This window comes from Desmospora profundinema (assembly GCF_031454155.1).
In the GTDB taxonomy this organism is placed as follows: domain Bacteria; phylum Bacillota; class Bacilli; order Thermoactinomycetales; family DSM-45169; genus Desmospora; species Desmospora profundinema.
Genome location: NZ_JAVDQG010000001.1, coordinates 578,434 through 596,348 on the forward strand (window position 1 = coordinate 578,434; position 17,915 = coordinate 596,348).

19 protein-coding genes are annotated in these 17,915 nt (G+C 53.5%); 2 read left to right on the forward strand and 17 right to left on the reverse strand.

The window, feature by feature from the left end:
• Positions 1–54: 54 nt before the first annotated feature.
• From spoIIM to JOE21_RS02830, 13 genes are all read right to left on the reverse strand, one after another.
• Positions 55–705: a stage II sporulation protein M gene (gene spoIIM / locus JOE21_RS02770; RefSeq protein ID WP_309862027.1), complete on the reverse strand. Its 651-nt coding sequence runs from the start codon at positions 703–705 to the stop codon at positions 55–57.
• Between the two features lie 83 nt (positions 706–788).
• Complete coding sequence (gene mraY / locus JOE21_RS02775; RefSeq protein ID WP_309862030.1) at positions 789–1,793, reverse strand: phospho-N-acetylmuramoyl-pentapeptide-transferase; 1,005 nt, start codon at positions 1,791–1,793, stop codon at positions 789–791.
• Between the two features lie 534 nt (positions 1,794–2,327).
• Entirely contained in the window at positions 2,328–3,497 is a 1,170-nt protein-coding gene (locus JOE21_RS02780; RefSeq protein ID WP_309862031.1) for an endonuclease Q family protein, read from the reverse strand.
• Positions 3,494–4,039, reverse strand: a complete 546-nt coding sequence (locus JOE21_RS02785) for an NUDIX hydrolase (protein ID WP_309862033.1) — start codon at positions 4,037–4,039, stop codon at positions 3,494–3,496. Before JOE21_RS02785 ends, JOE21_RS02780 begins: the two co-directional genes overlap by 4 nt.
• Before the next feature lie 148 nt (positions 4,040–4,187).
• Positions 4,188–5,324: a DUF3866 family protein gene (locus tag JOE21_RS02790; RefSeq protein WP_309862036.1), complete on the reverse strand. Its 1,137-nt coding sequence runs from the start codon at positions 5,322–5,324 to the stop codon at positions 4,188–4,190.
• Positions 5,325–5,467: 143 nt separating this feature from the next.
• The gene (locus JOE21_RS02795) at positions 5,468–5,770 is read right to left on the reverse strand and encodes a helix-turn-helix domain-containing protein (RefSeq protein WP_309862038.1); all 303 of its coding nucleotides are present in this window, start codon (positions 5,768–5,770) and stop codon (positions 5,468–5,470) included.
• Between the two features lie 296 nt (positions 5,771–6,066).
• A complete protein-coding gene (locus JOE21_RS02800) occupies positions 6,067–7,185 on the reverse strand; it encodes a M20/M25/M40 family metallo-hydrolase (RefSeq protein WP_309862040.1) in 1,119 nt (372 codons plus the stop codon).
• Positions 7,186–7,220: 35 nt separating this feature from the next.
• Positions 7,221–7,424: a zinc ribbon domain-containing protein gene (locus tag JOE21_RS02805; RefSeq protein WP_309862042.1), complete on the reverse strand. Its 204-nt coding sequence runs from the start codon at positions 7,422–7,424 to the stop codon at positions 7,221–7,223.
• 200 nt (positions 7,425–7,624) lie between these two features.
• Positions 7,625–7,945: a hypothetical protein gene (locus tag JOE21_RS02810; RefSeq protein ID WP_309862044.1), complete on the reverse strand. Its 321-nt coding sequence runs from the start codon at positions 7,943–7,945 to the stop codon at positions 7,625–7,627.
• A 20-nt stretch (positions 7,946–7,965) separates the two neighbouring features.
• Positions 7,966–9,447: an acyl-CoA carboxylase subunit beta gene (locus JOE21_RS02815; RefSeq protein ID WP_309862435.1), complete on the reverse strand. Its 1,482-nt coding sequence runs from the start codon at positions 9,445–9,447 to the stop codon at positions 7,966–7,968.
• Positions 9,448–9,532: 85 nt separating this feature from the next.
• Positions 9,533–9,949 (reverse strand): methylmalonyl-CoA epimerase, encoded by a 417-nt coding sequence (gene mce / locus JOE21_RS02820; RefSeq protein ID WP_374709298.1) that lies wholly within the window; start codon positions 9,947–9,949, stop codon positions 9,533–9,535.
• Positions 9,946–10,356, reverse strand: coding sequence for a cobalamin B12-binding domain-containing protein (locus tag JOE21_RS02825; protein ID WP_309862046.1), 411 nt, complete (start codon positions 10,354–10,356; stop codon positions 9,946–9,948). Before JOE21_RS02825 ends, mce begins: the two co-directional genes overlap by 4 nt.
• 13 nt (positions 10,357–10,369) lie before the next feature.
• Positions 10,370–12,025 carry an acyl-CoA mutase large subunit family protein gene (locus JOE21_RS02830; protein WP_309862048.1) on the reverse strand — a complete coding sequence of 552 codons (1,656 nt, stop codon included), beginning with the start codon at positions 12,023–12,025 and terminating at the stop codon, positions 10,370–10,372.
• Between the two features lie 391 nt (positions 12,026–12,416).
• On the opposite strand from JOE21_RS02830, the gene JOE21_RS02835 reads away from it, so the two are divergent.
• Positions 12,417–12,587 (forward strand): hypothetical protein, encoded by a 171-nt coding sequence (locus JOE21_RS02835; RefSeq protein WP_309862050.1) that lies wholly within the window; start codon positions 12,417–12,419, stop codon positions 12,585–12,587.
• 70 nt (positions 12,588–12,657) lie between these two features.
• Here the strand turns inward: JOE21_RS02835 and JOE21_RS02840 are convergent, their stop codons facing one another.
• On the reverse strand, positions 12,658–13,569 hold the full coding sequence (locus JOE21_RS02840; protein WP_309862052.1) for a DMT family transporter: 912 nt from the start codon (positions 13,567–13,569) through the stop codon (positions 12,658–12,660).
• Positions 13,566–14,486, reverse strand: coding sequence for a DMT family transporter (locus JOE21_RS02845; protein WP_309862440.1), 921 nt, complete (start codon positions 14,484–14,486; stop codon positions 13,566–13,568). The genes JOE21_RS02840 and JOE21_RS02845 overlap by 4 nt, the downstream gene beginning before the upstream one ends.
• A 150-nt stretch (positions 14,487–14,636) precedes the next feature.
• Here JOE21_RS02845 and JOE21_RS02850 point away from each other — a divergent pair, with 150 nt between their 5' ends.
• Positions 14,637–15,323 (forward strand): GntR family transcriptional regulator, encoded by a 687-nt coding sequence (locus JOE21_RS02850; RefSeq protein ID WP_309862054.1) that lies wholly within the window; start codon positions 14,637–14,639, stop codon positions 15,321–15,323.
• Between the two features lie 500 nt (positions 15,324–15,823).
• On the opposite strand, the gene JOE21_RS02855 is transcribed toward JOE21_RS02850, so the two are convergent.
• Positions 15,824–16,732 (reverse strand): glycosyltransferase family 2 protein, encoded by a 909-nt coding sequence (locus JOE21_RS02855; RefSeq protein ID WP_309862056.1) that lies wholly within the window; start codon positions 16,730–16,732, stop codon positions 15,824–15,826.
• A 45-nt stretch (positions 16,733–16,777) separates the two neighbouring features.
• Positions 16,778–17,611 carry a UTP--glucose-1-phosphate uridylyltransferase gene (locus tag JOE21_RS02860; protein WP_309862059.1) on the reverse strand — a complete coding sequence of 278 codons (834 nt, stop codon included), beginning with the start codon at positions 17,609–17,611 and terminating at the stop codon, positions 16,778–16,780.
• Between the last annotated feature and the right edge of the window lie 304 nt (positions 17,612–17,915).

Here is a 17,915-nt window from a genome sequence, read left to right on the forward strand (position 1 = left end):
AATGGAAAGTCAAATACATTATAATATATATTATATTAAAGTAATTATAATCTGCTAGATAGTGGGAATCACCCATCGCATCAGGGTCGGCGAGACATAGGCTTCAAAAAAGGATGCCACCATCAACACCCCTACCATCACCGTCACTAAAATCGAATACGACAAAAACTGGGGATAAATCATGCCGCGCCGCTGAATCAACCGGTTCCTGGCCAACAACAGGGAAAAGGATGTTCCGCTGACCGCCACGATCATCAATGCCGGAACCACCAACAAATTGTGTGGAACCACCGCGAGAAAAGCAAACCACACCCCTTGCCAAGACAACTGGTTGACCAGGAACCCCACGGTAAAGCCGATCACCAGTCCCTTGAGAAAAATGAGGACAAAGATAAACGGCACCCCGATCACCGACACACCCAGGATCCACATTAATCCTAACGTTTTCAGATGACTCCCCAGTGTGTGTTGAAAGGCGATACGGGGTTCAGCGATCGTCTGCTGTTCCATCCCCCGAAAAAAATGGCCCAAATAGGTAAGAAGGTTCTCCTTTTGAACAGGGGAAAGGGTGTTGACGATGACCGCCCCAAAGATCACTCCCATCATAAACAAGACGACCACAAACAGGTACAATGACATCTGGTTTTGTACATGGGACTGTAACGCTTGTCCCGCACGGTTCATGCGGCTCTTGTTTCGTTTCACCAGTTTCCCCTCCTTTACGCTCTCACTCCCAATCTATGAAGGAAAAAAAAGAAATAGAATCGGGAAATGAGAGAAAGGAAAGATTAACCGGTCAGTGCATACAATCCGATCCCGCCTGCGGCAAAGGCGGTTCCCACCAGCCAGAACACCGTCACCACCCGCCATTCCGACCAACCCAACAACTCAAAATGATGATGAAGGGGGCTCATGCGAAACACCCGCTTGCCGGTCAACCGGAAGGAGATCACCTGAATGATAACAGAGAGTGTTTCAATGACAAACACTCCGCCGATCACCACCAGCAGCAGCTCCGTCTTGGTGATGACCGCAAGTGCGGCCAACCCTCCGCCCAATGCAAGAGAACCGGTGTCTCCCATAAACACCTTGGCCGGATTGGCGTTAAAAACGAGGAAGCCCAGCATCGTTCCGGCTACTGCAGTGGCGAAAATGACCACATGGGGGTTTCCCTGCATCAAACCGATGATGGCGTAGGCACCATAAGCAATCGCTGCCGTCCCGGCCACCAGGCCGTCCAGGCCGTCGGTAAGGTTGACGGCATTGGAAGTGGCTACCAACATCAACACCAGTAAGGGAAGGTACATCCAGTTGAGTTGCCACTCGATCTCAGTCCCTGGTATTTGCAGAACAGAAATCGATTCGTACTCCCCCCGGTTGACCCGCACTTCCAACAGCACCCAGAACAAAACCAGCCCGATAAACAATTGACCCAGCAACTTTTGCCGGGAGGTTAATCCCAGGTTCCGCTTCATGACAACCTTGATATAGTCGTCCAGGAATCCTACGATCCCATAGCCCAAAATGGCAAACAACAGAAAAAAGATATCGGCAAACGAGTCGTCCATGTGGAACCATTTCCCCACCGGGATCACAGTCAACACTAATGCGGTGAGAAAGATCACCCCTCCCATAGTCGGGGTTCCCGCTTTTGCCTGATGGGCCTGGGGCCCTTCTTGTCGGATCGCTTGGCCAAATTTCAGCCGTCTGAGCATCGGGATCACCAGCGGTCCAAATAACACAGTTAAGCCAAAAGCAACACCCATCGCAGTAAGAATCAAGGAAAATTCCATCGTTTCGACTCCTTTTGCATCCAATATGGGCCACTCTTTCCGATCTTTTTGTTAAGAGGGCCACTAGCATTGGCGTCAACAAAACACCAACTTCTTACATCCCCAATCCACACGGTTGATTATACTCTAAACCCCCTGAGATTGCATTCAACCGCAAGCATAAAAAACGCCCCACCTCACAGTGGGGACTTTATCCGACCTTCAACCGAAGTCATTGGCCAACCGTCCTAGGGCGTGTCTGATCAATCCGTGGCGGGATCCCGGGTCGGTGTGGCTGGCGGAGAGCCTTTGCACTCACAGAGCACAAGTCTCGCCTGGGTCACCCCGATCTTACTATGCGTTTTTTGCAAACGAAATGAGCCATAACCCTGGGATTTCGCCCTTACGGATTATTTAGAGGCGCCCTAGTAACCAATCATGCAACAGGAGGGCGCCGCCAGCAGTGTGGCAGCTTCCAACTTTTCGAGGATGGAGGCGAAGAGAGCGCCATACCCCATCACCGGCTGCTCTGTGGGTGAATCATTTAGCTATCCGCTACTGGCGGGATGTACGCACCCGTCCATACACGCCTCCGCCTCCCGCTTCCATTGAAAGCTGTCCGGTTCGTGCCAGCCCGATATGATGGGCAATCCTCTCATGAGTCACCGCCGCAATCTCCTCCAGGGAAACACGGTGAAGAATATTCATCTCCGAACCGAATCGTTCCACCAATCGATCCAATGTTTTGGGACCCAGTTTCGGGATAAACTCCAGCGGCACTTGGTGAATATAAGGCGGCCGGTGAGTGGGTGAGCCGACACTGGAGTCGCTGATTTCCTCGATCCGGTCCATCACCCCTTTCACCACATGGCCACCGCAGTGAGGACACCGTTTTCCCGCCGGTTGCTGCAAGCCTTTGTTACAATCGGCGCAACGGCTTCGGTGGTATTTGCCCAATTTGGGATCCAAGCCGTAATTGGCCTTCACCCGCCGTCCTTCTTGACGCAAGAGCGCTTTTTTCCACTCATCGAAACTGGCCTCCATCACTGTTAGGGCGTGATACTCCCGTCCAATTTTGGGCAGTGAATGGGCATCCGAATTGGTGACAAATGTAAACGGGTGCAACTCTCCGATGCGATCCGCCATCGTTGTGTCCGCACTAAGACCCAGCTCCACCGCTGCCAGCTTGTCCGGTCGGAACACCTGGGATAACCGGTCCGCGGCACTTCCGTACACGCTCTTAAAGGGTGTAAATACATGGGCGGGAACAAGGAGCCCCCCCAATGCCGTTACCTGGTCTTCCAGCGCCTCCACCGGACCGTGAAAGCGTTGGGTGCTCAGCTGCGGATTGCGTACATACCGCGACAAAAAAAGAGTAAACTGACGGATCGCCTCCAAGTGAGGAAAATAAGCCAACAGATGAGCGGCACCCTGCCCCTCCCGTTTCACCTCGATTTCCGCTCCGGGAATCACGGTCGTCGATTCAAAACGAATCCCGCCGCCGGCGCATTCCTGGTACCGCCCTTCCGCGAGACCCCTTGCCATCTCCTCCTGTACCGGAGGGGAATGGGCGTCGATGATCCCGATCAGATCGATTCCCTTGCGCTGTGCCGCTTCCCGCAAGATGTTATCGAAGGTGAGGGAGCGGGAAGCCGTAATCTTGACCGGCAACCCACTCTCGGTACGCCCGACGTGGATGTGCATATCGGCAAAAACGGTTTTCATCCGCCTCTCAGCACCCGATTTTGCCACAGATACAAGGCAACCACCGTTTTGGCATCATCAATTTCACCTCTTGCCATCCGCTCAAAAGCCTCATTCAAAGTACATTCCACCGTTTCGACAAATTCGTCTGTATCCGGAGTCGCTTCCCCCTGTTTTAATCCACGGGCCTCAAAGATATGGAGATATTCATCGGCAAAACCGGGAGACGTATAAAATCCGGCCACCTTCTCCAGACGATCAGCGGTATAGCCGGTCTCCTCCTTTAACTCCCTCGCCGCACAATGAGCGGGATCTTCCCCCGGCTCCAGCTTTCCGGCCGGGATTTCCAGGATTGTTTTCTCCAAGGGTTTGCGAAATTGACGGACCAGGACGATCTTTCCCGCTTCCGTCACCGCCAGGATCGAGACGGCTCCCGTATGTTTCACCAACTCGCGGGTAGCGCGTTTGCCATTCGGTAACTCCACTTCATCCACTTGCACCTGGATGATATCCCCATCAAAAATCGGTGTGCTTCGAATCGTCTTCTCTTCCAGTCGGCTCATGGCTCTTTCCCTCCATTTCGCCCCCCATTATACACCAGCGGTGATCCCTATCGTAAAGCTGTCGTGGTCCGTCTTCTTGTTTCACATGTGTAAAATTATTTTCGCCACGAAAAAAAGGGACGTCCGTCGTCCCGTTTTTCATGGAGTGTCACGGTTTATGCCCATACTCCCGATGAATCGACAAGCTCGACCGCCCCTCCACGATTTGAGTCCACCGCTTCCAGGTATGAAGAGCACCAGCACATACCGTTCGAAAGAAGAGGGGATCCTCCGACACCCCCCTGCCCATACTGCGTAAAGGAAAAGGGTAGGTGCGAAGGATCACTTCGGCTTCCACTTCCGTGACGGCAATGGAGAAGGTGCGGTGACGTCGGGGGATGGTCTCCACCTGCAACGACAGCTCCGGTTCGAGGGGATCCGGCAGCGGCACCTCAGCCGGTGCCAACGCCACTCTCTCTAAATTGGTCAACGTATGATGACTGACACCCCGATGACGCTCCCGGCCGTCCACCCCCTGGATGCGCGGAATAAACACCGGCACTCCCTTTAAAGCCGCCACCGTGTTAACTGCCTCCCCCTGCTCCACCCCGCTGAAGCCGAAGGGTGTACCTGTCCCCACAATTCCCGGTCCCATCGAGACAAATACCAGGTCGCCTTTCAGCGCATGGCGGGCCAACAGCAGCGCCGAATGCAGATTAACCGCCTCTACCTCCCCACCGAATGCGTGTCCCGCAGTCACGGTGGCATCCAACCAACCCAGCTCTTGCAAGTGTTTCCCATGTTGGCTGAGGGCGAAGGGGAGCGCACCGCCATCGGTCATTACATACACCACACGAGGACGTTTGCGGTGGATGAGCCCTTGGTGCCGCCAAACCGCCGCCACAATCGGAAGCATGCTGTGCAACTCGCCCAGCAGGATGGGCCAGCCACCCAAGGTATCCCGGTCTGCGACCGCCTCCCGATGAGGGTTTCCCTCTTCTTCTCCTGTGGACACAGCGATCTGCCAGGGCGTGTAACGCATTTTCATAATGTGGCCGACAGGTGCGAACGATTGTGGCCGTTTGGAAATCCATCCCGCCACAAAATGCTCCCCTCCCGTACCCAATCCCATTTCCACCGCCGTCGTATTGAGCCACACCCCGTCCCCCGGCTCCGCTCGCCCCAGCAGGAGCGGATAGTGAACCGCGAACGCTTCTTCTCCCGCTTCCGTCCGCACTACCATCCGCTGGACTGCCTCTGTCTCCTCCCGGATCCGGAGTACCTCCCCCTTTTCCCAGACAATCATGGATTTCCCCCCTCCCGACCACGCGTCAGTCTCTACCTAAACGCTTATTCGGGAATTCCTCATGACATGCGGGTTGGTCCCGCTCAGGATCTGTAACCACAAACCTTCCGAATCATTCCTGATCCAACATTGGGGAGTAAAGGTCATCCCCATGATCCTATCCGGTGTAATCCCGCGGTGCACCCATCTTTCTGTACAAGGAGGCCCTTCACCACTTGCTGCAGGACCTGGGAGTAAATCTGTTTAAATGCGGGAAGTTCCTTTTTCAATGAAGGAAGTTCCGTCGCTTGCTGATGATAGCTCAAGGAAAGACCTCGTCTCTTGTAGGCAAAACGACGTTGTTCCAGCATGCTGTTGTACAGCCATCGGCACATGTCCAGGCTCCACTCGATCGTTTGTATTTGCTCGATGGTCGGGACTAACTTGAATTTGTAAGTTCGGATCACTGGATTCACCCCCTCTTATGAATATTTCACCATAGGAAAGGGATCATGCGTTTGGATTCAGGACAAAAACTGTCGGACTTAGCGTATGGGGGAAACCCTCCCTCTCGCAAGTCCGACGCTCGCTTTCATCCCAACCCTAAAGGACAGGGTTTTCTCGCTCGCTATCTATAAAAGCGAAAACCGCCGGTCATGGGCTGGTTTGGCTCCATCGATCCATGGATGGGCTGAACCGGCGATCGGATTCTCTCATGAAAAAACCCCCGTCAAACGGAGGTTAGAAGTTTCATGCAAGTCGTTCATCTTCTACTTTCTTCAATCAGAGCAACCACCAGTTCCGCTGCCTTGTATAACTCCTCCAGCGGCATCCGTTCGTTAGTGGTATGAATCGCCTCATAACCAATGCCCAAGTTGACAGTGGGGATTCCATGACCGGCAATCACATTGGCGTCGCTGCCGCCACCGCTTGCCAACAGACTCGGTTCCCGTTTCACCCGTTTAACGGCGGCCACCGCTTTTTGCACCACTGTATCAGCTTCCCCATACTTATAGGCAGGATACATCCGGGTCACTTTCACTTCTGCCCGTGCGCCCCATTCAGCCGCTGCCTGCTCAAACCCACGATTCATTTTGGCCACCTGAGCGTCCAGTTTTTCTTCATCCCGGCTGCGGGCTTCCGCCAGAATCTCCACCCATTGGGGAACCACGTTGGAGGCGGACCCGCCCTGGAATTTACCGATATTGGCCGTGGTTTCTCCATCGATCCGTCCCAACGGCATTTTGGAAATGGCGCGGCTGGCCACCTGGATCGCACTGATGCCATCTTCCGGGTTGACGCCGGCGTGGGCCGGTTTCCCCTCGATCTTCACATCCAGGCGTACCTGGGCCGGAGCAGAGGTAATAATGTCGCCCACCGGCCCGTTGGAGTCCAGGGCGAAGCCGAAGTCCGCTTTTAATTTATCGGGATCCAGGGCTTTGGAACCGACCAAGCCCGATTCTTCCCCGGCAGTGATGATCAACTGGATCGTGCCGTGTTTCACACCATGATCCCGGATGGTACGGATCCCTTCCAGGAGGGCGGCGATCCCCGCCTTGTCGTCGGCTCCCAGCACCGTGTTTCCATCGGTGACGACCGCGTCTTTCTCCACTCGGGCCCGAACCCCTTTTCCCGGTGCCACCGTGTCCATATGGCAGGTGAAATAAACCGTGGGCGCCCCCGGCACATTGCCTTTTAGGGTGGCGATCAGATTGCCGGCTTCATGTCCCGTCACACGGGCGGTATCGTCTTCCTCCACCGCAAACCCGAGAGTCGTCAGCTTCTCCCGCAGATGGTCACAAATTTTCCGTTCATACCGGGTTTCGCTGTCGATTCCCACCAGTTCCAAAAACTCGTCCAACAACCGTTCTCGATTGATCATATATCGATTCCTCCAACTTCACGTCCTATGTACATTTATCCGAAAAAGAGATCCAGCACGTTCCGCGAACGCGATCCTTTCAGGCTGTACAATTCCGAGTACCCGCAATCCTTACAGGAAACGACTTTAAACTGATTGTGCTGAATATCGAACATCCGGCTTAAACCCGTCCCCGTCGCAGCAATTTCCCGCACAGCAGCTTTTTTACACCCGCACTTGGGACAACCTTTCTCCTTCAATGAATCCCCCCCTTTTTTTCCGGGATCCCGGATCGAGCGATTAGGGCGTGTGTGAACAATCCGTAGGGCGAAATTCCGGGTCGGTATGGCTGTCTTCGTTTCGTTGCAAAAAGCGCAAAGGCTCTCCGCCAGCCATACCGACCCTCCCTTTTTCTCACGAAAAATTAATTACCAGACACGCCCTAGTCCCCAAAGCGCCTTCACCCCCGTCCTCCCCTGTTTCGAGCCCACCGCTCTTGTACGGCACGAGGCGGCATCCGCCTCTGTGCCGCCCGATCCGACCAGGATGACCGTTCCCGGTGGGTCCCGCGGACAGAGAGCTGATGCCGGCGCCCCTCAGAGCGCCAGGGAGATCGGTCCCGGGGGCCGCGGATAAAGGTGACCGTGTACGCCCGCAACAAACGTAATTTTCGTTTGGGGCGGATCCAGGAAGCCCGGGGGGATCCATCATCGATTGCCGAAACCGAACCGTCCTCCTTGCGCTGCATCAACCGCAGCACCAGCGGCTTTTGTTCTTCCATGGATGTGGCCCCCTTTGTCTTCAAAGCGGAATATTGCCGTGTTTTTTAGACGGCCGCGTCTCCTGCTTGTGTTTTAACATCTCCAGAGCTTCCTTCAGCTTTTTGCGCGTTTCCCGGGGATCGATCACATCGTCCACCATCCCCTTAGAGGCAGCCACATACGGATTGGCGAACTTTTCCCGGTACTCCTGGATTTTTTCAGCTCTAGTTGCCGCCGGATCGTCACTCGCTTGTATCTCCCGATGGTAGATAATATTGGCTGCCCCTTCGGGTCCCATCACCGCCACCTCGGCGCTGGGCCAGGCATACACCATGTCAGCACCGATCGCTTTGCTGTTCAGCGCCACATACGCCCCGCCGTACGCTTTGCGGGTGATGACCGTGATTTTGGGGACAGTTGCCTCCGAATACGCGTACAAAATCTTGGCTCCGTGGCGGATGATCCCCCGATGCTCCTGGTTGACGCCGGGAAAGAAGCCGGTTACGTCAACAAAGGTGACCAACGGGATGTTGAAGCTGTCGCAAAAGCGGATAAACCGAGCCAGTTTGTCCGAAGAATCGATGTCCAGTCCGCCGGCCATCACTTTGGGCTGGTTGGCGGCGATCCCCACCACCTGACCATCGACGCGCCCAAACCCGACCACGATGTTTTTGGCGAACCGCTCCTGAACCTCCATAAAGTCTCCGTCGTCGACGATACTATCAATCACTCCACGTACATCATACACTTTCGTCCCCTCGATCGGAACCTTCTCCGTCAGCTCGTCCGACCAGCCATCGTCCTCTTTGCAATACGTACGGGGAGGATCTTCTACATTGTTTTGCGGCAGAAAGGAAAGCAGACGGCGCACCTGATTGAGAACTTCCGGCTCTGACGGGGCGGTGAAGTGGGCGTTTCCGCTCAGGGAAGAATGAACCCGTGCCCCGCCCAAGTCCTCCGCTGAAATCGTCTCCCCGGTCACCGTCTCAATCACCTTCGGCCCGGTAATAAACATCTGGCTGGTCCCTTCCACCATGAAAACAAAGTCCGTGATGGCCGGGGAATAAACCGCCCCGCCGGCACAGGGACCCAGGATGACGGAGATCTGGGGAATGACACCGGAATAGATGGAATTGCGGTAAAAAATATGACCATAGCCGTCTAGGGAGACCACTCCCTCCTGGATCCGAGCTCCTCCGGAGTCATTCAGCCCGATGATGGGGGCTCCGTTTTTGGCGGCCAGATCCATCACCCGCGCAATCTTTAACGCGTGCATTTCGCCCAGGGAGCCGCCGTACACAGTAAAATCCTGGGCAAATAGATAGACGGGACGACCGTGAATCTTTCCGTACCCAGTCACGACCCCTTCCCCCGGCGCTTCTCCATAATCAGCCGCTGTATTCTCCACAAAGGGGTTTAGTTCTACAAACGTATCCTCATCCAACAGCAAATCGATCCGTTCCCGGGCCGTCAACTTGCCTTTATCGTGCTGGGCGCGGATCTTTTTGTCCCCGCCCCCCATTTCCACGCGACGCTTCTTATCGGCCAACTCATCCAACTTGGAATACACGGCTACGCCTCCTCGTTCTGCTTCCAGCAGATCATCCTCACGGCTGTGGTTCACACAGCTCAACCAGCACCCCACCGGTAGAACGGGGGTGGAGAAAGGCCACCCGGTTGCCGCCGGCACCGGTCTTAGGCTTGTCATGAATCAGACGGATCCCAGATGCCGCAAGCTGCTGCAAGCGGAACTCGATATCCTTTACCCGCAGGGCAATGTGATGGACCCCTTCCCCGCGTTTTTCCAGAAAGCGGGCGACGGCACTTTCCTCATGGAGTGGTTCCAAAAGCTCCACCTTGCTCTCCCCCAGCCGGAAGAAAGCCACCCGCACACCTTCACTCTCCACCGTCTCTTCCCCCAAATATTCCATACCCCATACATCCCGGTACAACGGCAATGCTTCCCGGATCGAGCGGACGGCGATTCCGATGTGATCCATTTTCTCAGGCAGTATGGGAATCATAACGTCTCCTCCCGTTTCCTAACCGCTTCCCGGATAAAGTCGGCGGTTTCCTTGGTGGAGGTGCCGGGGGTGAAAATCTTGGCGATTCCCTTTTCCAACAACCCGGGAATATCCGTTTGAGGGATGACGCCTCCTCCCACCACCACGATATCATCGGCACCTTCCTTTTGTAAGAGGTGGATCACTTCAGGAAACAACTCGTTATGGGCGCCGGATAAGCAGGACAGCCCGATGACATCCACATCTTCTTGAACGGCCGTCGCCACAATCTGGGCGGGAGACTGGCGCAGACCGGTGTAGATCACTTCCATCCCCTCATCCCGGAGCGACTGGGCAATAATCAATGCTCCGCGGTCATGGCCGTCCAGCCCCGGTTTGGCCACCAATACCCGTATCGGTCGGTTCATGCCGGTTCCTCCTTTATCCAATCGGTTGATACTCTCCAAACACCTTGCGAAGGGAATGACAAATCTCCCCCACCGTGGCGTATGAGCGAACGGCATCCAAAATCAGCGGCATCAGATTATCAGTGCCGGCGGCTCCCCTCTTGAGCCGCTCCAGCGATTCCTGAACACGCACCTCGTCCCGACGGGACCGCAGTGCCTGAAGCGACTCCACCTGTTTGCGTGCCAGGGCGGGATCCAGACGGTACAGCTCCGGCTCCGCCTCCTGTTCCAGGCGGTACCGGTTGAGTCCCACCACCACTTCCTCCCCGGATTCGATCTTGCGCTGCGTCTCCAGGGCGGCTTGGTGGATTTCCCGCTGCATATACCCTTGTTCCACCGCGGCCACCGCCCCGCCCATCTCATCGATTCGTTGAATGTAGGTTTCCGCTTCCCGTTCGATGGCATCGGTCAGGGATTCTACAAACCAGGAGCCGCCCAGGGGATCCACCGTATGAGTGACTCCGCTCTCATGGGCCAAGATTTGCTGGGTGCGCAACGCAATCCGCGCCGACTCCTCCGTCGGCAGGGCCAAGGCTTCATCCCTCGCATTGGTGTGCAGGCTTTGAGTACCGCCCAAAACGGCGGACAAGGCCTGCACCGTCACCCGAACAATATTGTTGTCCGGTTGCTGCGCCGTCAGAGTGGAACCGCCGGTTTGGGTATGAAAGCGCAGCTGCATCGAGCGCAGGTCCTTCGCTCCGAACCGCTCCTTCATGATTCGCGCCCACAGTCGACGGGCAGCCCGAAACTTGGCCACTTCCTCAAAAAAGTGGTTGTGAGCGTTAAAGAAGAAGGATAGGCGCGGCGCAAATCGATCCACATCCAACCCCGCACTCCTGGCTGCTTCCACATATGCGATTCCATCCGCCAGCGTAAACGCCACTTCCTGCACGGCGGTGGAACCGGCCTCCCGGATGTGATAGCCGCTGATACTGATCGTGTTCCAGCGGGGGACGTGTTCGCCGCAAAACGAAAACACATCCGTGATTAATCGCATGGACGGCTGGGGTGGAAAAATATAAGTCCCCCGCGCGATATATTCCTTTAAAATATCGTTTTGAATGGTACCCGTCAGACGGTCGGACGGCACACCCTGCTTTTCCCCCACCGCGATATACATGGCCAGGAGAACCGACGCCGGAGCATTAATGGTCATGGAGGTGCTGACCCGATCCAACGGGATTCCCTTTAAAAGCTTCTCCATATCCTCCAGGGAGTCAATGGCCACTCCCACTTTGCCCACTTCTCCCGCCGCCATCGGATCATCGGAATCGTATCCGATCTGTGTCGGTAGGTCGAATGCCACCGAGAGCCCGGTCTGCCCTTGCTCCAACAGATAGCGAAAACGCCGGTTCGTCTCCTCCGCCGACCCGAACCCGGCATACTGGCGCATCGTCCAGTGACGGGAACGGTACATACTGGGCCGAATCCCGCGGGTAAACGGATACTCCCCCGGTAATCCGATGGATTCCGTCTCCCTTTTTCCCGGTTTGTCCGGTATATAGACCCGATCCACCTCAAGTCCCGACAGGGTTTCAAAACGTTCTTTCTGTTCCGGGTATTTCTGTAGTAACTCCCGGGTTTTTTCCTGCCATTCCCGGTACAGGGTTTCAAAATTTTTCTCTGACACCCGGTTTCCCTCCCCCTCCAAGACGATGTTAAGAAAAACGCTTACATCACTTAATATACCAAACTTTTAACTCATCCGTCCCGTTGTCGAATCTGGGTGAGCATAGACATTCACAGGTGTGTAAGCTACAATTAATTGTTGAGGTGATGATCGTGCAGCCATATTGGGTTAAATTGGTGGTCTATATCATCATATTCACAATGGTGATCACCACCCTGGCAACCGGGGCCCTTTTCTTCTAACGTTCAAAGAACCGTGCCATTTCCTCTTTGCCGGGAATTGAGTTTTCACCCTGAAAATGATTATACTAATGGATGGAACCGTGGGACGGCCACAAAACCGATATCCCTCCAATGAAAGCGGACTTACACGAAAGCGGGTGAATTTTCCCATGTACATGACGGTTATTTTGATTTTTGTCAGCATCCTCTCCGTGATGGGAACCCTCTATAACAAGCGGACGGGTAACAAGCCGGGGTTCTTGATCGGCGGCCTTTTCACCCTTGCCATGGTGGGTGTCACCTTGATTGCCATTTATGACGAACTGATCGGCATTCAATAATGATGCGCACAAAAAGCGGCTTCCCATCCGGGAAAGCCGCTTTTTGCGACAAAAGCAGACTCGCGCCGATTCAACTTCCGCTTTTTTGCGTTTCTTTCGCAGCAAGGGGAACAGTCTGCTCGCTCCAGCGAATCGTGGCCAAACTGACTCCCGCCACCACCAGGCATGTGCCGGTGATCTGAAAAAGGGTGGGAACTTCACCGGTAACTACGGTAATCAGCAAGGTGAAAAGAGGAACCATATTCAGAAAAACCGCGGTACGCCCCGCTCCCCAGCGGGCCACTCCCTTGTTCCACCAAACGAAACCCCATACCGTGGCAAACCAGGCCATATACCCTATCCCCAACCAGGATCCAAGAGAGGACTGCTCCGGAAACCATCCACCGGTGAAGAAAGCGGCGATCCCCAACCCGACCGCACCCCATGCCGTCGCATAAGCAGTCGCTTTCAAGGGAGTGATCCCAACCATCCATCTGCGGCCCAAGATGGTGTAAAATGAAAAGGAAAAAACAGCCAATGTCAGCCAGGCAATCCCGCCGCCTTTCCACCCCGCCAACTCCCACCGGCCCTCGGTGACAACCAGAAAGACACCGGCAAACGACAGCACCAGCCCCACTGCTTGGCGACCGGTAAACGTCTCTTTCAGTATCAAGGCGGATAGCAGTGCCGTCACCATGGGGATCGAGGCGATCACAACCGACGCGGTGACCGGACCGGAACCCTCCAATCCATAAAAGAAACCGGCGTTATACAGAAAGATGCCGGTACATCCCAATCCGATCAGAGGGAGAACTTCTCCCCGCCTGACCCTCCAATCTTTCGGCTCCATCCACACCAGCAGCGGCCATAGGGTGATTGCCGCCACTGTAAATCGGAGAAAAGCCGTCGTCATGGGTTCCATCTCATCCATCGTCCAATGGCCCACATGAAAGACGCCCGCCCAGAAAATAGCCACCGCAGTCAACTGTGCTGCTGTCTTCATCCTGTTTTCTCCTTTGCATGAGGAATGGAAGCGGGCTCGACTGCTTTTTGCTGCGTATGGGGTTCCAACGAGAGCAGGGCAACCGTGGCGATAATGCAACCCGCTCCCACCCATTCCGGGACACCGAAGGGAACCCCTAACCACACCACCGCCGCGACCGTGGCGGAAAGCGGCTCCGTACAGGCCAACAAACTGGTTTCCGTTGGACGGATCAAACGCAAGCTGTCAAGATAGAGGAAGAAAGCCAGCAAAGTGCCGAACACAATGATGAATGAAATAGAGAGAATGGACTCTAAGGTAAACGTACCTGTCACCTGCCAGGGAGGATGAAGAAAAGAAAGACCGGTGCCGCCGATCACCATCGCCCACCCGACGACCGTCCCCGCTCCCCAACGCGGAAGCAAACGGGATGGATACAACGTATAAAAAGCCAGGGCGACCGCCGAAGCCAGCCCCCAGAACAGGGCCGTTCCCGAAACGGAAAGACTCCCGCCGTGACCGCCGCTCACCAGCAATGCGGTCCCCGCCAATGCCAACAGGACCCCTCCCCCTTCATAGGAAGTCGGCCAGCGACGCGATCGGAAGGCCAGCCAACAACAGATCAGCATCGGCCCCAAGTACTGCAGCAACGTCGCCATCGCTGCATTGCTGGCATCGATGGCGGCAAAATAAGTATACTGAACAGCCAGCATCCCGCCGATCCCAAATACCAACAACTGAAGGCGGTCACGAGGCTCCCGCCACACTGCCAAAATCGTTCCCGCTCCCCTGCGCACCGCCAGAATGGCCAGAAGTAACACCCCCGCGGTCAGCAGGCGAACGGAGACCAACCAACCCGGCTGAAAATCCGCTTCCTGAAACAACGTCTGGGCCACCGTGCCGGAAAGGCCCCACATCACCGCTCCAATCACAACCATACTGGTTCCTTGGAAACGTCGGAGCCAGTCCGAATTCTTATGGGTCAAGGCCACCACCCTCCTGTATGCAATATATCGCATTCTGTATGGTGGCACAATCTCCGATTTGTTAGGATCGTTGCGAACTCTCGATTTCAAAGGAGCGATTTTATGCCTATTCCTCATCAATCGATCCAAATCAACCGTCACAGCGCCAAAGAGCAAGCCCTCCAACTTCTTCAGCGATGGATTATCGAAGGTACCCTTCGTCCCGGCGAAAAAGTGAATGATTCACAATTAGCCGAAGCGCTGGGAGTAAGCCGCACCCCTGTTCGGGAAGCGCTACAGATCCTGGAATTGCAGGGGTTTGTGGAAATGCGCCCCGGCAAGGAAACCCGGGTCACTCCTCTCAAAAAAGATGATGTCCATCGTCTCTATCCCCCCCTGGCAGCGCTGGAAGCGACTGCAGCGGAATTGGCCGCTCACACCATCGATGAGAAAAGTCTGCTTCAATTAGAAGAAATGAACGAAAAATTTGCCCGGGCCCTGCAAAATCGACAGTCCTATGATGCCATGGAATGGGACGAATCTTTTCATCGTCTGATTGTGCAAAGTACCGGCAACCCCTACCTGGAACAATTCACCTCTGTGCTGGAAAAGCACACTCGCCGGTTCAAAGGCATCTTCCTGGAGAACTCCTGGCTCCCGTCCAACCCGTCGGTGGAAGAACACCGCATGATTATCGAAGCCCTGCGGAAAAGAGACGCAGAGCAAGCCCAAAAGATTATGAAACTAAACTGGATCCGCCCCATGAAACGGATTCTGGAGCAAGTAGAATCGATGCGAGAGGAAGATTGAAGCAATAGAAGCGGACACCACAACTGGAGTCGATCAAATCGGTGGTAAAGCAGGTTTTGAAACGATTGGGGTCAGAAGGGCAGTTTGAATTTTCTTGTAAACGGAAGATTGACACCCGCTCATTCAGGAAGAGACCAGCCACATCGACAAGTGCGGCCAGCAGGGTCGCGATTGATTGAAGCCATTTCATAAGCCTCACCCCCTTTGCCGTAGACTCGGCTCAGGAAGTGAGGCTTTTTCGTTCTCTCTTACTTATGAATATATGACGATGTTGTGATCCTAGGGCTGGATCTGACTTTATGGATACATATAAATTGTCGGGAGAAATGGAACGAGAAAGATGGTCACACTTCGTTTCCCAACGGTATATCAAGAAAATGTACATCAATCCCGGATGGATTTTGTTTTCGGACAATGGTGGGGTTAATAATCACAAAGAACGATGTCCATTATGTCGGTATTGTGTGTGGATGCCTTGTTGATGAGGCCAAATTTAGCAGTTATACCCTGGTGGACATGAGACTGATTCGAAGTGTTTGAGGTCGATCCCCAGTCAGTCGACGGATATTCAACCAAGGTTGACTTTGCCGTGGGGTCAGGTGAGCCGCAAGACGGTTTCTTCTGAAAGTAAGGGGTCGTTTGATCAAACGTCGGGGGCTTTTTTGGGGTTGGATCGAGTGAAATGGAGTGCAGGATATGAATGAATGCTCATAGATTCCTTGGGCGTACCATTTGTAATAGAGCGTGCGACCGATAATTTCACAGTAAGTTTTGAGCAGATCCTCGTCTTTTACACTCCAAGTGTGTGATTGATGGTTTGCCCGTCTGATATAGACGTAGTAATGACGGTCTGTGGAATATATCTTGTGTCCTTTCCTCGCACATTCGACTTGAAATAAAACGTCCTCCCCGTTATTCGTCGCCGGAAACCTCACACGAGGAAATAGATCTTTTTTGAATACGAGGGTGCCGCCGGCAAGACAACTTTCCGGGTCATGAAATTTATTTTCCCGGTGGGGGGTCATCACCGCGAGAAGCTTTTTACCTTCAAAATAAGTAAACCTGGAGTATTTTCCAACCAGGGAGACATCTTTGGTTATCAGGGCATGAATGGCTTGGGGCAAGTACAGGGGGGCATAGTAATCATCATCATCCATTTTGGCGACTATAGGGTATTTTGCTTTTTGTATTCCAAAATTCAGGCACTCTCCCAGTGTTTTATCAGGCACCATGTAAACCGATACATTCGGATATTTTTTTGCTTTTTGTGCCCACTTTCTATAATTCAGCTTTTTGCTGTTTAGAATGATGATCAATTCTTTTTTATAGATATTTTTTTGGCTGGCATAATTACGAAAGACATTGTCCATAAAATTTTGGCGAACGGTACAGGTAATAATGGAAACCACGACGTTTTCCTCCTTTATCCTTATGAACGGCAGTGGCAGTCTGCGTTAACCGCCGCATAATCTGTTCACCAGGATAGCGTAATCCCTTTCTTTTCCGATATCATACCGCTCCCCGCTGCAGATCTTCCCCATGCATTTTTCATCTTGCAACATGGCTTTGATAGCATCGGTCAGTTGAATTTCGCCTCCTGAACCGGGAGCCAGCCGTTCCAGGTAGTAGAAAATGGAGGGCTTCAGAATATAGCGTCCGATCACTGCCAAGTTGGAAGGAGGGGATGTTTCCGGTTTCTCGATGATATCCGTAATGCGATATACGCCGGATTCGATTGGTTTTCCCCCTATCACCCCGTAATTTTTAAGTTCCTCCCATTTCACTTCATGAAGCGCGATGACATTGGATTGATAGGACGAATAAACGTTGACCAGTTGGGCCAATCCGGGTTTTTGATTCGATAGAATGATGTCGTCAGGCAGGAGTACCGCGAAGGGGTCCTCGCCGACAAAGGACTTAGCAAGCCTTATTGCATCCCCCAGCCCATTTACGGTCAGTTGCCGTACATACTGGATCTGAACCTTGGGCAAGACCAGCTTATTTAATAAGTGTTCCTTTTTCTTTTCCACCAGATAAGCTTCCAGCTCGGGAGAGCGGTCAAAGTAATCTATGATCAGATTTCTCGAACGGGACACGATCATTAGAATCTCTTCGATTCCAGACTTCTCAGCCTCTTCTATGATGTAGTGAATCGCAGGTTTGCCGGATATCGGAAACATTTCTTTCGGGACCGTTTTTGTCAGCGGAAGGCTCCTCGTTCCAAATCCTGCAGCAGGTATAACCGCCTTCCTGATCCGCCCTTTTTCTTTTTTGGGGTGTGATTTCATGGGATGCTCCTTCCAGTAGTTATCTTGTACTTTGATAGTGTATGAGTTCTCTATCTATAAAGTTCCAAGGCACAAAAGGTTTAGGCAAGGCTAAATGCCTTATCTTTTTGGCGTTTATGGTGAGATACAATTTATTTTTTGAAAGAATTAGACTTTTGGCTAATGCGGGAAATGAATTCACCCCAATATTACTTATTATTTCGTCCTATCCACGTTTTTTGTCAAATCTTCATGATTTCTTTAACCAAACGATAAAATCAGATCGTTATAGTAGTTTCGTATGAGTGCTGAACCATTTTTGAGG

Bases quoted from the DNA above. Each gene is read 5' to 3' on its own strand.
- JOE21_RS02850 (WP_309862054.1), top strand. From the start codon at position 14,637: ATGCCTATTCCTCATCAATCGATCCAAATCAACCGTCACAGCGCCAAA.
- JOE21_RS02780 (WP_309862031.1), bottom strand. From the start codon at position 3,497: ATGAAAACCGTTTTTGCCGATATGCACATCCACGTCGGGCGTACCGAG.
- JOE21_RS02860 (WP_309862059.1), bottom strand. From the start codon at position 17,611: ATGAAATCACACCCCAAAAAAGAAAAAGGGCGGATCAGGAAGGCGGTT.
- JOE21_RS02810 (WP_309862044.1), bottom strand. From the start codon at position 7,945: ATGGAAGAACAAAAGCCGCTGGTGCTGCGGTTGATGCAGCGCAAGGAG.
- JOE21_RS02815 (WP_309862435.1), bottom strand. From the start codon at position 9,447: ATGGGGGGCGGGGACAAAAAGATCCGCGCCCAGCACGATAAAGGCAAG.
- JOE21_RS02785 (WP_309862033.1), bottom strand. From the start codon at position 4,039: ATGAGCCGACTGGAAGAGAAGACGATTCGAAGCACACCGATTTTTGAT.
- JOE21_RS02800 (WP_309862040.1), bottom strand. From the start codon at position 7,185: ATGATCAATCGAGAACGGTTGTTGGACGAGTTTTTGGAACTGGTGGGA.
- JOE21_RS02840 (WP_309862052.1), bottom strand. From the start codon at position 13,569: ATGAAGACAGCAGCACAGTTGACTGCGGTGGCTATTTTCTGGGCGGGC.
- JOE21_RS02790 (WP_309862036.1), bottom strand. From the start codon at position 5,324: ATGATTGTCTGGGAAAAGGGGGAGGTACTCCGGATCCGGGAGGAGACA.
- mce (WP_374709298.1), bottom strand. From the start codon at position 9,949: ATGATTCCCATACTGCCTGAGAAAATGGATCACATCGGAATCGCCGTC.
- JOE21_RS02845 (WP_309862440.1), bottom strand. From the start codon at position 14,486: ATGGTTGTGATTGGAGCGGTGATGTGGGGCCTTTCCGGCACGGTGGCC.
- JOE21_RS02825 (WP_309862046.1), bottom strand. From the start codon at position 10,356: ATGAACCGACCGATACGGGTATTGGTGGCCAAACCGGGGCTGGACGGC.
- JOE21_RS02835 (WP_309862050.1), top strand. From the start codon at position 12,417: ATGTACATGACGGTTATTTTGATTTTTGTCAGCATCCTCTCCGTGATG.
- mraY (WP_309862030.1), bottom strand. From the start codon at position 1,793: ATGGAATTTTCCTTGATTCTTACTGCGATGGGTGTTGCTTTTGGCTTA.